This window comes from Dictyobacter alpinus, from assembly GCF_003967575.1.
Classification (GTDB): Bacteria; Chloroflexota; Ktedonobacteria; order Ktedonobacterales; family Ktedonobacteraceae; genus Dictyobacter; species Dictyobacter alpinus.
In genome coordinates this window covers 1,307,042-1,320,541 of sequence record NZ_BIFT01000001.1, presented here as the reverse complement: position 1 = coordinate 1,320,541, position 13,500 = coordinate 1,307,042, and the positions used below count along the sequence as shown (strand labels likewise).

The 13,500-nt window shown below is 50.3% G+C and carries 11 protein-coding genes; 4 read left to right on the top strand and 7 right to left on the bottom strand.

From position 1 onward, the window contains the following. Positions 1-8: 8 nt before the first annotated feature. From EL633_RS05215 to EL633_RS05195, 5 genes are all read right to left on the bottom strand, one after another. Positions 9-1,163, bottom strand: coding sequence for a glycosyltransferase family 4 protein (locus EL633_RS05215; RefSeq protein WP_126626167.1), 1,155 nt, complete (start codon positions 1,161-1,163; stop codon positions 9-11). Beyond that, positions 1,160-2,329, bottom strand: a complete 1,170-nt coding sequence (locus tag EL633_RS05210) for a glycosyltransferase family 4 protein (RefSeq protein ID WP_126626166.1) — start codon at positions 2,327-2,329, stop codon at positions 1,160-1,162. The genes EL633_RS05215 and EL633_RS05210 overlap by 4 nt, the downstream gene beginning before the upstream one ends. Before the next feature lie 31 nt (positions 2,330-2,360). After that, on the bottom strand, positions 2,361-2,702 hold the full coding sequence (locus EL633_RS05205) for a histidine triad nucleotide-binding protein (protein WP_126626165.1): 342 nt from the start codon (positions 2,700-2,702) through the stop codon (positions 2,361-2,363). 97 nt (positions 2,703-2,799) lie between these two features. Next, complete coding sequence (locus EL633_RS05200; protein WP_126626164.1) at positions 2,800-4,056, bottom strand: RING finger protein; 1,257 nt, start codon at positions 4,054-4,056, stop codon at positions 2,800-2,802. 109 nt (positions 4,057-4,165) lie between these two features. After that, complete coding sequence (locus tag EL633_RS05195) at positions 4,166-7,321, bottom strand: helicase C-terminal domain-containing protein (RefSeq protein ID WP_126626163.1); 3,156 nt, start codon at positions 7,319-7,321, stop codon at positions 4,166-4,168. A 359-nt stretch (positions 7,322-7,680) separates the two neighbouring features. On the opposite strand from EL633_RS05195, the gene EL633_RS05190 reads away from it, so the two are divergent. Together EL633_RS05190 and EL633_RS05185 are read left to right on the top strand one after the other, a co-directional pair. Next, on the top strand, positions 7,681-8,454 hold the full coding sequence (locus EL633_RS05190) for an NUDIX hydrolase (protein WP_126626162.1): 774 nt from the start codon (positions 7,681-7,683) through the stop codon (positions 8,452-8,454). Between the two features lie 62 nt (positions 8,455-8,516). Beyond that, the gene (locus EL633_RS05185; RefSeq protein ID WP_126626161.1) at positions 8,517-9,239 is read left to right on the top strand and encodes a cysteine hydrolase family protein; all 723 of its coding nucleotides are present in this window, start codon (positions 8,517-8,519) and stop codon (positions 9,237-9,239) included. A gap of 57 nt (positions 9,240-9,296) precedes the next feature. Here EL633_RS05185 and EL633_RS05180 read toward each other — a convergent pair whose 3' ends face one another. Then, the gene (locus EL633_RS05180) at positions 9,297-9,974 is read right to left on the bottom strand and encodes a C2 domain-containing protein (protein WP_126626160.1); all 678 of its coding nucleotides are present in this window, start codon (positions 9,972-9,974) and stop codon (positions 9,297-9,299) included. Next, positions 9,961-10,719 (bottom strand): HAD family hydrolase, encoded by a 759-nt coding sequence (locus EL633_RS05175; protein WP_161981962.1) that lies wholly within the window; start codon positions 10,717-10,719, stop codon positions 9,961-9,963. Before EL633_RS05175 ends, EL633_RS05180 begins: the two co-directional genes overlap by 14 nt. Before the next feature lie 499 nt (positions 10,720-11,218). On the opposite strand from EL633_RS05175, the gene EL633_RS05170 reads away from it, so the two are divergent. Both EL633_RS05170 and EL633_RS05165 read left to right on the top strand, forming a co-directional pair. Further along, positions 11,219-12,535 carry an ABC transporter substrate-binding protein gene (locus EL633_RS05170; protein WP_246039084.1) on the top strand — a complete coding sequence of 439 codons (1,317 nt, stop codon included), beginning with the start codon at positions 11,219-11,221 and terminating at the stop codon, positions 12,533-12,535. A gap of 21 nt (positions 12,536-12,556) precedes the next feature. Further along, positions 12,557-13,492, top strand: coding sequence for a carbohydrate ABC transporter permease (locus EL633_RS05165; protein ID WP_126626158.1), 936 nt, complete (start codon positions 12,557-12,559; stop codon positions 13,490-13,492). Positions 13,493-13,500: the final 8 nt, after the last annotated feature.

Sequence of the window (13,500 nt, the reverse complement as noted above, 5' to 3'; positions counted from 1 at the left end):
TGTTTTCGTTACCTTTTCTTTTGTGCCAGAACCTCTTCATAGACGGCAAGGGTCTGTTGCGCGGCGGTGCGCCAGCTAAAGCGTGCCGCCTGTTGTAGCGAACGCGCACGTAGATCAGCTTGTAGCTCATCATTGCTTAGAACACTGTACATGGCATCAACCAACGCTTTTGTGTCCTCCGGATCAATGCTAATGGCAGCCTCCCCGACAACCTCTGGCAGCGAAGTACGGTTAGAGCAAACGACTGGCGCACCACAGCTCATCGCCTCCAATGGATCCAGCCCAAAGCCTTCATAGAGGGAGGGAAACACAAATACACTGGTCCCACTATAGAGCGCGGGCTTATCTTCTTCCTCAATAAAGCGATAAATAATCTGACCACTTATACCCAGTTCGTCCGCGACTGGACGAGGATCGGGAAAGAGTGGTCCCTTTTTTTTGTCGGGATTGCCAGCAATCATGAGTTGTAGATTGGGATCGCCAAGCTGTTTATAGAGCTGCGCAAAGGCACGTACCAGTTGAATGACATTTTTGCGTTGGTCCAGGCCTCCCAGGTAGAAGACATAGCGCTCACCCAGTCCATAGCGGGCCCGTGCGGCCGCCAGAGCCTCGGCATCTTTGATGGGCCGGTACTCTTCGCCAGCAGCCTCATAGATGACGCGGACACGCTCAGCGGGCAATTTGAGGGTCTCTATGATATCCTGTTGCGCATGTTTGCTGGGTGTAATGATCATACTGGCTCGTTGGGTGGAGTGGCTAATCAGTTTCGTATATGCTTTGACTTTGCCATTGGGCTGATATGCTGGCAAGCGTAACGCGATCACATCGTGGATCGTTACCACTGTTGGGGTGCGTGGAAAGAGGGGTGGAGCAAAATGCGGCACATGGTAAAGATCAGCACCGGCCTGACGTGCAGCCTGGGGGCCAGTAAATTGTTCCCATACCACTTTCTCGATATTCTCATTGCGCGCCGCCAGAGCCGGGACCGCGTGTGCTTGATAAGGATAAGCGGTTACTGGTATCTGCTCAAGTGGCCGTGGGCCTAGCAGGAGATAATCATTATGCTTATCTACTTCAGCCAGTGCGTTGAGCAGGTGAGAAAGATACTGGCCACTGCCCGTGGCTGGAAATTGAAAGAAGTGCGCGTTCACACCAATTTTCATGACACACTTGCCTCACTTGCAAAATTTCTTTGTCCTGTGCCCAACTGCTCATACACATGCAGCATTTTCTGAGCTGAACGCTCCCAGGTATAGTGTTGCGCGCGGCGATAGCCTTTCTGGCGTAACTCTTCCTGAAGATTTGTGTCCTGCAATAGTCGCATGATAGCAGCGGCTAGTTCCTCAACACTATGGGGATCCACTTGTAGCGCGGCATCGCCTACCACTTCGGGTAATGATGAGGTATTTGAAGTAATTACGGGGGCGCCACAGGCCATGGCTTCAATGGGGGGAATACCAAAGCCCTCGAAGAAAGAAGGAAAAGCAAACACGTCGGCCAGACTATACAGGGTAATCAACTCGTGGTCGCTCACACGTCCCAGAAAGCGTACCTTCTCTTCCAGATGCAGGTCGCGCACCAGTTGCTGCGTCTCTTCATACAGCCAGCCATTGCCGCCGGCGATAGCCAGCATGGCCGGACCCTGTTTCTGACGCTGAGCCTGATGGAAAGCCTTAATAATATTTTTATGGTTTTTGCGTGGTTCCTGGGTACCAACGGCCAGTACCAATGGATGTTGCAGCTTAAATTTATAACGTGTCGCATCCAGGATAATAGGATCAGTGATACGGCGGAAATAAGGCTGGACGCCATTGGGAATAACCACCAGCTTTTCTGCTGGCGTATTAAAGTGCTCGATCAGTGTACGGCGTACCTCACTGGAGACGGCCGCAACTACATCGGCAGCTTCAATCGAGGCTGGTACTACTTTGCGTAGATACTCAGCCAGAGCCGGAACCGCATATTCAGGATGCTCCAGAAAGGCAAGATCGTGGATCGTGACCACCTTACGCACCCGTTTACCCAATGGTGGCAGCGCGAAATCAGGTCCATGATAAATATCGGTAGGACCAGTAAAAAGCGTTGCAGGTAGAGGAGCGCGCAATCGATACCAGAGAATATTCAGATAGCGATCAGGAATCAATATATCCCGTCCACGAACATTCTCCGCAACAGGAAATGGACGCTCCGAACTGGCGCGTCCACTTGTTAGCAAGGTATAGCGGTTCTCAGTGTCCTGTGCAAGCATCGCGGCCACGAGGTTTCGTACATACACCCCGATGCCTGCACCCTGTCTGATCGCCGCAGTATAGTCAATCGCAATACGCATGAAATCACCTTTGTATTGATGTGGCCCCGATTTAGCCTGGAGGCCAGGTCATTGTGCGGCCACCCAGCAGGTGAAAGTGCAGATGGAAAACGCTTTGTCCCGCCTGTGGACCGACATTTGTTAGAAAGCGGTAGCCCTGATCCAGTCCCAATTCGTGTGCCACCTTACTGGCAGCCGTAAAAATACTGGCCAGGAGCGGTCCATCCGCAGGAGTCAGATCGGCCATTGAGGCGATATGACGTCGTGGAATAAACAGAATATGCTCCGGGGCTTGAGGACTCAGGTCCCGAAAAGCAAACACATCATTATCTTGATACACGACCGTACTGGGAATCTGGCCGGATGCTATTTTACAGAATATACAATCGTCCATAAAAAACCTCAAGAACCAGATGAATTATCGCCTAACTCATCTGGTTTGACCAGATAGCTGGAAAATGGGATGACTAAAGTCCCATTTTCCAGGTAGCCTATGCCTCTGCCGCTGGACTGCTGTCCGTAGTTGATGGCACCGTTTGTATTTGCGCCTCTTCTGCTGGACTACTGTCCGTAGTTGATGGCACCGTGTCCATCTGTGTCTCTGCTGGTTGTTCTGTTGTGGTACTAGTAGTGGGTTCAGCCGTAGTAGCTTTAGCCGCAGCGGCAGCCTCTTTTTTAGCTTGCAGCCGTTTTCTATGTTCAGCCAGTTCTTCCTCATGATATTTAGGATCATTATATTGAGGAAGATTCATCTCAGTGCGGATCGTCTTGATTGCCTGATAGACTGTACCAGGTTTTAGATTGAGGGTGTCAGAGATTGTCTTATGGACCCCCACTGGCGGTACTGGTAGAAATGGCTGATAGACTTCTTTGATGCGCTCCAACTCTTCCTGACTTCCTTTGTAGGTTTGAACCTCCCACCAGCTAGGGATATGTTGTCGATCGCGTAAGTCCTTGATGATTTTTTTCACAGCCTTCTTAGGAATATTAAATTCCTTTGAGATCTGTGTGCGAATACCATCAAACTCAGCGGGCTGGGCCAGCAAGGTATAGCGCTCTTCAACCTGTTTGATCTGTTCCTCGGTAGGCGTAAATGGCTCTGGCGGTGGTGTTTTCTCGCGTTTTGGCTTGGGTGCGGGGGCCGGCTTATGTGGCTTAGGTTTTCTGGCAGGTTTGGGGCCACCAGGACCTGCATTTTTCGCCCAGAGTTTAGCAGGACCACGGCCAGGGCCGGCAGGTCGATAAGGAGGCCGTTGTCCTGGAACTGTAGCCTGTGTGGTGCCATTGCTGCCCGCATAGGTTGCGGGTTCGCGTACAGGACCATTGCCGCGATTATTCTGGTTCTGGGCGTCACGATTGAAGGTACCTGTTCCACCTGAACCATTTGGACGTGGGGAACGAGCGTCTCCTGCTTCACCTCTGCGGTCTCGTTGTACAGGAGGGGATGGCAGTTTGGGACGTACAGGCGGCGTATCGGGTTCGCCAACCTTTACATCAGACAGACTGTCAAGCCATTGGTTTGTTCCGCCTTTGACTGCCTTCGGTTTGGGAGGCGGTGGAGGAGCCACCGGTCGTGGTGCCGTCGAAGCACCAGCAGCCGTAGCTTTATTTGACGCGGACGGCATATTTTTCGCCGCTAACTTTTCTTTTCTGGCTTTTTGCGTGCAGTCAGGGCAAGTGGTATCTCTAGCATTAGCCGACTGGAACCACTTGCCGCAGGTGACACAACGCATCTTTGTTTTGCTCATGCGCGAACTCCCCTGTACCAATGAAAAATTTTACTGCTTCATAATGCGTCGGAATGCACTTCATATTCTATTCTCATTGTGCGGTTCTGTCTACCCTGGATTTAATTGATCAGTTTTCTTCGGCGAAGAAACGTTCTACATCCCGGATACTTGAGCTCCGGCGTGCAGGCGGCAGAGCATTCAGTACTTGTCGCCCATAGCCCTTGGTGTGTAGGCGGGTATCCAGAATGGCCATTACACCACGATCCTCGCGCGTGCGTAAGAGACGTCCAATACCTTGTTTCAAGCGCAAGACTGCCTGTGGCAGCACATAGGTACCAAACCAGTTCTCATTAGCCGCCTTCATCTGCGCGACACGGGCCTCATGAACGGGATCATCGGGTGGATCAAAAGGGAGCTTGTCAATAACCACCAGTGAGAGCGCGTCGCCTGCGATATCCACGCCTTCCCAGAAGCTTTTGAGACCAAAGAGGACCGAGCCCTCTTCTTCGCGGAAGCGGCGGGTCAGTTCCAGGCGTGTCATATCACCTTGTTTCAAGAGTGGATAGGGGAGATGGGGTGCCATCAGCTCATAGGCACGATCCAACATACGCCGACTAGAGAAAAGCAAGAAGGCTCGACCACGTGAGAGCTTGACCAGACGATACATCTCACGCGCAATATCCACCATATAATCATCCGCGCCCGCACCAAAGGTGGGAGGTGGCAGGTGGCGTGGTAGATAGAGCAACGCCTTACTCTCATAATCAAAGGTCAGCGGTAAAATATTCTCCATCACATCTGGCCGCTCAACCGGATCAAGTCCAATCCGGCGACGGAAATAGGAGAAGTTAGGACCCTTGTCGTCCGGTTTCGCCGGATTGGGGCCGATGGTCGCCAGTGTAGCGGAGGTACTGATCACATTGCATTTATTAAACAGGCGTTCCTGCAACCATGAGGTTACATCCAATGGTGCCGCAGAGGCTTGTAGCACAAAGCCGCGCGAGACCGAGCCCTCCATGCGCTCCACATAATAGACAAACTTCTGTTGATCAGCGACCGCAAAGACCGTGCGAATATTCTCAGCCAGATTCTGAGTACGCTTGAGCAGCTTGTCGTAGAGCTGTCCCTCTTTCTCCGGCAGATCTTTTGGACGCTGTCGGCGCAGTGAGTCGCCCAGATCAGAGATAGCGGAGGCCAGTGTTAGTCCTTCTTCCATTGGACTTTCCAGGTTGACACGTCCTTTAAAGCCAGGATTCGCTACCTGCTCCAGCCGCATCCACATCAGCTGCGCGGCACGCATCGCATCATCCTGCAAGCTAAGCTGGCTGTGATCCTTGAGCATGCGTTGGGCCAGCAGGGTTTGAATCTGGCCGGGGTTGATCGTAATCGTAAACGAGCGCGTGGCCTCTTCCTCCAGATGGTGGGCCTCGTCCAGAATGATTACATCCCGTTCCGGCAGCAGGAAGCCACCGATGGCGGCATCTAGTAGCAGCAAGGTATGATTAACCACAATTACCTGGGCCCGCTCCGCCCGTTCACGCATCTGCCGTACATAGCACTCATCAAAAAAGCTACACTTGGACCAGGCACACTGATCACTATCTGTGGCGACACGTCCACGGACATCTGATGCCAGTTGAAAGCCCAGTGTCTCAAAATCACCGGTCATGCTATAGCCGTTTTCTGGATCCTGAATCATATCGTAGAGGCGCTGGAAATCACGGTTCTTGGTGAAAAACTGCATACCTACGCGTTCACTCTCAACGCGATCCAGGCAAATATAGTTATTTACGCCTTTTACCAGAGCCGCCTCAAAGTACTTGATGTATTTCTGCACAAACGGAATATCTTTATAGAAAAGCTGTTCCTGTAGTGCTTTATTGGCGGTACTGACAATGGCCACCTGACCTGAGCGCACTACCGGAACCAGATACGCCAGAGATTTACCGGTACCGGTGGCCGCTTCAATAATGGCCGGTACATTTTTATTGATGGCGCGTGAGACCAGCGTCGCCATCTCAATCTGTGCGGGCCGTTCCTCATAGCCTGGCAGGCTGCGTGAGAGCACACCCCCCTGGCGTAAATCCTCGGAGACCATCGACACCAGGCGGGAATCCCGCAGGGGGGTAGCCTCCTCATCCTCGGCCTCTAATGTGTCCAGGCGCTTAAGATCCTCTGCTGAGAAGGCAGCAACCTTTGAGCCGTTGGTCGGCACATCGCTGACAGGCAAGACCTCTTCTGCATTGTGTTGGAGCAATGTGTCCAGCATATCTACCTGCTGTTTATCCTCAACTGGCATATCCTCAGCAGGTCTGGCCAGGGCGAGCATATCCTCAGGGACCTGTTTGGCGCGGCTCTTTATACGGCGATCAGGTTCGACAGTTAAAGATGCTGGCTGGAGCGGCTCTGCGCGGCGGATGGTTGGCGTGGTGGGTACCACCGGACGTGGCGTACTGCGGATCTCCGGTGTTTTGACTGGTAGGCCCATCAGCGCGCTCAGATAGGCGTTGGCCAGGGCCTGCGTATGCGGGAAGCGCTGTTCAGGCTCCAGGGCAAGAGCTTGCAGCAGTACTTGCTCAACAGCAGGTGTAATTTTCTGATTGAGACTCGAAGGTTTAGGGAATCCACCTTGTTGCTGCTGGGCTAACAATTCTGTCCGGTCCGTAGCCTCATAAGGTCGGCGACCACATAACCACTCATACGTCATCACGGCCAGCGCATATTGATCGCTGGCCGCTGTTGGCTGGCCCTGTAATTGTTCAGGTGCCATATAAGGAATGGCGGCCTCTTCATCATCCAATGAAGGGGTAAAGCCGGGAGGTGTTAGCGCGAATCCTGTCAGCAACATCTCCTCGCGTTCCGTTTGCAGGATCACGCCGGGATGCAGATTGCCGTGGACAACATGGCTGACATGGGCATAGTGTAAAGCGCTGGCAATAGGGGAAATATAGCGTCTAACTACATCAGATGCCAGGCAGACGCCTGGTGTTAATAATTGTTGGAGGGGTTTACCGCCTGGTTGCTCAAGGACCAGATAGCCTGCATCGCCATCAAAGTTAGCTTCGAGGATCGCGACAATGGCTCGATCTTTCAATTTTTTGAGTTGTTTCGTGCGAGCTAAAAAAGCCTTTTTGTCTTCAGCGTTGGAAAAAAGAACATTCGTTCTTTGAATAAGAACAGTCTTCTTACGATTTTTTCCCAGATAAAAGTTGCTCGTAGAACTCTCGCGCAGCAGTCCAGTAATCGTATATGTGCCGATCTGCTGAAGCTCTACCTCTGCCATGTTACTGCCTCTCCACAAATATTTGAACACGTGTTTTGTTTATAACGTGCAGTATAGCACAGGCGTGTCTTTGGAACAAACTGGTGTACCCCAGGGATGCCTTCATTGCGCATGAATAATGCCCTTTATGCGCTTGAGGCTTGACAGATTTGGCTGTGTGGGGTATAAATAGTGTGTAAAGTACACTAAGTAGGGTGGTGATGAGATAAGGTAAGGCAAGTGGGAGAAGTTGCCTTCTTCTTAGTTAAGCATATAATACCCTCTGGCCTGTGAAATGTCGAGTTTGTGTAAGGTGGTGAAGTGAAGCGGTTAAAATTTCTTCTGCAATTGTCCAGTTAGACTAAAGAAGGCGAAAAAACATGGAAGAGCAAAGTGAAGCAACGGGAAACGGCATCAATAATGTCCAAAGTCTGCGTGAGGTCCCGATCAAATCTTCTGAGCATGCACAAAGGAACTCAGATGAAGCGCGCCAGTATGATGTAAATCAATATGAACGTCCATCGGTAACTGTGGATGTTTTGATGATGAGTTTGCGTCAGCGCGACCTGCAAATATTATTGATCAAGCGACGTTCATGGCCGTATGAAAATATGTGGGCTATTCCTGGTGGTTTTGTCAATATAAATGAGTCACTGGAAGCGGCTGCCAAGCGTGAGTTGCAGGAGGAGACGGGGGTTCAGGATGTGTATCTGGAGCAACTTTATACCTTTGGCGATCCTGGACGCGATCCTCGTACGCGTGTGATTACGGTTGTCTATTTTGCGTTGTTGGATTCCGAGCGCTTGCAGCTGCGGGCAGCCAGCGATGCGACCGATGTGGATTGGTTCTCCGTCTATGAACTACCGCAACTGGCCTTTGATCATCAGGAAATCATCGAGTATGCGTTAAATCGCTTACGTAATAAGCTTGAATATACCACCATCGCCTTTAATTTGTTGCCCGAGCAATTCACTCTGCGCGAATTGCAGTGGGTCTATGAGATTATTCTGCATAAGAAACTGGATAAGCGCAATTTCCGTAAGAAGATCGTTTCAACCAATATTTTAGAGGATACCGGTGCGAAAAAGATGGAGGGGACCCACCGTCCTGCGCGCCTGTATCGCTTTAATCCTGCTGCTGAACATAAGTTATAGCTTTGTTTTGAGGTGTGTTTGTCTGAGCGCTGTTTTGTCAGGATGACAGGAGTGTAAGTACCATGGTAGTACCATCTGAACAATTTTTGTCGCGGGCCAATCTTTTTATGCAATCCATTGTAGACTGGGAGCAGCAGTTAGCCGACTTGAAATGGCAGGATCTGGCCGGGATGGCCCAGGCCGGGCGCATGGCGGTTTTTAGTATTGATATGATCAATGGCTTCTGTCATAAGGGTGCGTTGTCCAGTCCACGTGTTGAAGGTATTATTCCGGCTGTTGTGGATGTGTTTCAGCACGCACACGCTGCGGGTGTGCGTGAATTTATTCTGGCTCAGGACGCCCATACACCTGAATCTATCGAGTTCACGCAGTTTCCTCCCCATTGCCAGATAGGTACCGAGGAGGCTGAGAATATTCCAGAGCTGGCTGGTTTGCCATTTGCCAATCTTTATCAGATCATTCCCAAAAACTCATTGAATGCTTTCCAGGGTACCGCGCTTGATGGCTGGCTGAAGAAACAGACAGAGCTACAGGCGGTGATTGTCGTTGGTGATTGTACCGACCTCTGTGTCTACCAGACGGCCATGCATTTGAAGCTTTATGCCAACGCGTATAATCTTCCCTTACGTGTCATTGTACCTGCCAACGCCGTCCAGACCTATGATACTCCAGTGGCGACCGCGCAAGAGCTGGGTATTTACGCCCATGATGGCGATGTCATGCATCTCTTCTTCCTCCATCATATGAGCCTGAACGGCATCGAAGTTGTACGTGCCATCAAATAAACCTTGAGCGTAGCGGTCGCAGGGACAGCCCCGCGACCGCTACGACAAATGGGCGTTTTAGCGCCTGGCTGTACAATAAGAGATCTGGGCTGCGGCCCAGCCAATGCAGTCGATGCGCGTGCCTACAGGGGTCTCTAAAAGTGTTCCCTCGTTTGGTAGGGGCAAATTGCTGGCGTGATCCCATAATGCCGGCAGTGCTTCTACGCTACTTATACGTGAAGGTGGCAGGTTGACTGGATAGAGACGGCGCAGGCAGGCATCAAAGAGATGATGGGGAACGTGCAAGATCTCGCGACGCCAGACCACATATGAATCGTCCTGGAAGGTAGGTTCGGGCAGGTCTTCGTTGGTTGTGCTGGCATGGAGGATGCCGGCGAACTGATACGATTGTTGGGGGCTGAGCGTGACGCGTTCGATATAACGATGCAGGGGATTCAGGATGGCCAGGGCCTGTGTACTATGGTGCAAGAGTTTACGCAATGGAGTTGCTAGATGGACCAGGTAGACGCCCCATTCCTGTGAAATGATGGTCTCGCCGCGCTGTTCGTGGTGGCTATGCCAGACCTGGAAAATCGTTTCTTGCGTCTTAAAATCGCAGCGACATTCTTCCCAGCTTGGATATCCACGGCGTGCAATCTCCCGACGTATATAGCTTACAAGTAGAGAGGTCGTACCTGTAACAACACCCAGGGCTGTGCCAGTCAAAAGTAGTAAGCTCCGTTTATTTGTGCTCACCTTCAAGTCTTTCAACCTCCAATATATCAAGTAGCTCTGTGAGTGAGTGAACTAACAAACAATCAAGTGTTTTTTCTGTTACTCGGTGTTCACGATCTAACAGGACCGGTGTAATGCCAACGGCGCGTGCTCCGATCACATCATTTATATAAGAGTCACCGATATGAATGCTGTAATCAGGAATAGCATTGGCGCGTTGTAATGCCAGATCATAGAGCGTCGGCGAGGGTTTGGCATGGCGGGTCGCGGCCGAAATTAACACACAGTCAAAGAATTGTGTCAATTGCATCTCACGCAGAATTGGTCCCAGCGAGATACCCCAATCTGAAATAACACCGAGCGTATAGCCACGGTCATGCAGCGTCTTCAAGGTCCCATATACATCTGGATAAAGTTGCCAGCTGGTATGCTTATCAAATTCATCGTTGATGGTAGAGGCCAACTCATAGAGGCGCTTCTCATCATGTTCTTCTATAAATGGTCGCAGAAGATGGGCATAGTAATCAATCCAGAATGTGTTGATATCCTGATTGTTTGACCAGATAAAAGGATGAGAACGGGTATGACGGAAATAGAAATCTTCCGCGTTTTCAATTTGTGCTTGAATCTGTTCCAGATCGATATGCAGTGAAAGTTGCTGACAGATCTGCTGGCAGATTTCAGCGATAGAAGGGTGAGGTTGAAGCAAAGTAAAACCAGCATCGAAGAAGACTGTACGGATAGATTGTGGTTGTTCTAGCTTCATTGAAGTGCTACCTATCTGAAGATGATACGACATTTGAAGCGAGTATAAGCATCCTGGCAGACAACTGAGATGTTATTGGCACCATGTTTCTCGCTTTCTGCCCTATATGAGCAATATAGAAAGTCTAGCATGCTAATTGCTCGCTTGTCAAACGGAGCATTTGTACGTCTGTTACAGCATATTTGTAACCTCAGGGTTTCCAATGGGTTATTTAAATGTGCGGAGTGCGCTACTGATCATATATTTGATGACTATCACTAAACAAATATATCGAGATATATCTAATATGAAATGTAGATAAAATGGCTTTCTACCTAATTAGCAATGTGTGAAAATAATGCATAAAATTATGATCATAAATACTTGACAAGCGATACTCCTTAAAGTTATCTTTTGTGATAGGCAGTTTGTTATCTGACGAGTCCATTTGTAGTCTGACTGTTTCAATGGTGATTATGGGTCAGGCTGGCACTCATCATAATGCTCTTAAGGAGGAGAGATGCCTACGATCGCGTCACCGAGCCGACGTTCCTTCCTCAAGTCTGCCGCAGGACTAGCTGTTGGTGGTAGCTTATTCCTGGATGGCTGTGCGCCCGCGTTCAACCAGGGCGCAAAAAAGACGCTCAATTTCTGGGCCTTTTCTGACACACGCATTATCTGGCAAAAGAAAGCCTGGCAACTGTACAAGCAGCAGAAAAAGCCTGATTTTGAGATCAACTGGTTAATTTTCCCCTACACACAGATGCATGATCAGGTACTGATCACCTCACAGGCTGGTTCAGGTGGTCCGGATATCGCGGATATCGAGATCAGCCAATTCTCCCGTTACATCAAAGGCGACATCATTTTTGCCGATCTGAGCGCTAAATTGCAGCAACTTAATGTGATGGACAAACTTTACCGTCCCTCTGCTACCGATCCCTGGACCTGGAAAGGTAAAATTTACGGCATTGGTAATGAGCTCAACACCTGTCTTATGAGTTATCGTTGGGACATTTGGAAAAAGGCAGGCTTAAAGGCACCAGTGGCGACCTGGGATGATTTCGCTGAACAGGGCAAAAAATTTCATGCCGATACGAAAAACTACCTGCTCGACTTTCCATTCAGTGATTGGGGATACTGGTGGATTATGAGCCTGCAGCAGAAGGGTGGTTTTTTCAACGATCAAGGGGTCCCTACCTTGAATAGTCCTGCCAATGTAAAGTCCCTGCAATATCAGAAGGATGCTATTAAGGATGGCTGGGGAACAGTACGTCCGAATGGGCAGGCATACAATACTGCCCTGGGACAGGGAAGCATCGCTACGTTGCTGGGTCCCTCCTGGAATTTTAGTGGCTTTACGCAGGAGAACTTGCCTGAGACCAAAGGCAAATGGCAGCTCCAACCTATTCCAACCTGGGAGACGGGCGGATCACGTACCGCTACCTGGGGTGGTACTGGCGTCTCGGTACTTAAAACCTCAAGCAGTGTAGACGAGGCGATAGACTTTGTGCTTTTTGAGCATACATCGACAGAGGCCCTCCTCTACGATTTCGCGGCTCGCCAGGTCTGGCCAACCTATCGACCCGCCCTGGATGATCCCACCTTAACAAAGCCGCTACCTTTCTTCAACGATCAAAAAGTTGGAGACCTCATCAAAGAAGTATCACCTGAAATCAATAAGTGGTATAACTCTCCGTTCTGGCCTGAAACGACCGGTGCCTGTGTGAACTATGGTCTTACTCCCGCTATCCAAAAGGCTGACGTCTCGGCCCAGCAAGCGTTGGATGAGGCCCAGAATCAGTGCCAGAGTGTTATCAGCTTTGAATCAGCCTAGTGCACAAGGAGGTGTCTTATCATGGCTGTCGCACAGACGAATGTTGCGGCCAGACCGCAGACGACAAACTCTGGAAACTGGTGGCGTCGCCATCAACGTAAACTGGCGCCATTTTTGTTTATCGCCCCCTTCTATCTGATCTTTATGGTGTTTGGCCTGTATCCGATCCTGTACTCCTTCTGGCTCAGCTTCTTCAAGGGCTTTGGTTTTGAGCAGAAGACCTTCTTTGGGCTTGGTAACTACATCCACATGTTTCAGGATCCTCGCTATATCAATGCGGTCTGGGTCACGACACGCTTTGCGCTCTTCAGCGTTTTTATTCTGTCTCCCCTGGCACTGTTGGTCGCACTGGCCATCAATTCCACCTTTGTGCGCTGGAAAGGTCTGTACAAGACAGGACTCTTCCTTCCCACAGTTACTTCGGCGGTGATTATCTCCGTCATCTTCTCTCGTGTGCTGGATACCAATTATGGTCTGCTCAATGCTTTGCTTGGCTGGTTTGGCATTACGCCAGTTGGCTGGCTGACCGATGTTCATGTTGTGCTCATCGCCTTTATGATTCTGGCGATCTGGAACTATCTGGGCATCAATACGCTCTTCTGGCTGGCAGGCTTGAATGGTATTGACCGTGAGCTCAATGAAGCGGCCTCCATTGATGGCGCCGGACGCGTAGAAAGTTTCTTCTATATCACCTTACCACTGTTGCGACCAATCATGCTCCTGGTAACCATTCAGGCATTGATCGGATCATACAATGTGTTTGCCGAGCCTTTCTTGCTAACCGCGGGTGGTCCATCGGATGCCTCGCTCTTCATCTCGGTTTATGTCTATAACCAGGGCTTCCAGGCCTTTAACGTGGGTTATGCCAGTGCGATTGCCTATTCAATGACAGCCGTCTTGCTGGTGCTATCGTTCTTAAATATCAAGCTGTTTGGTTTTAAGGGAGCTGGTGACTAAACCAGACT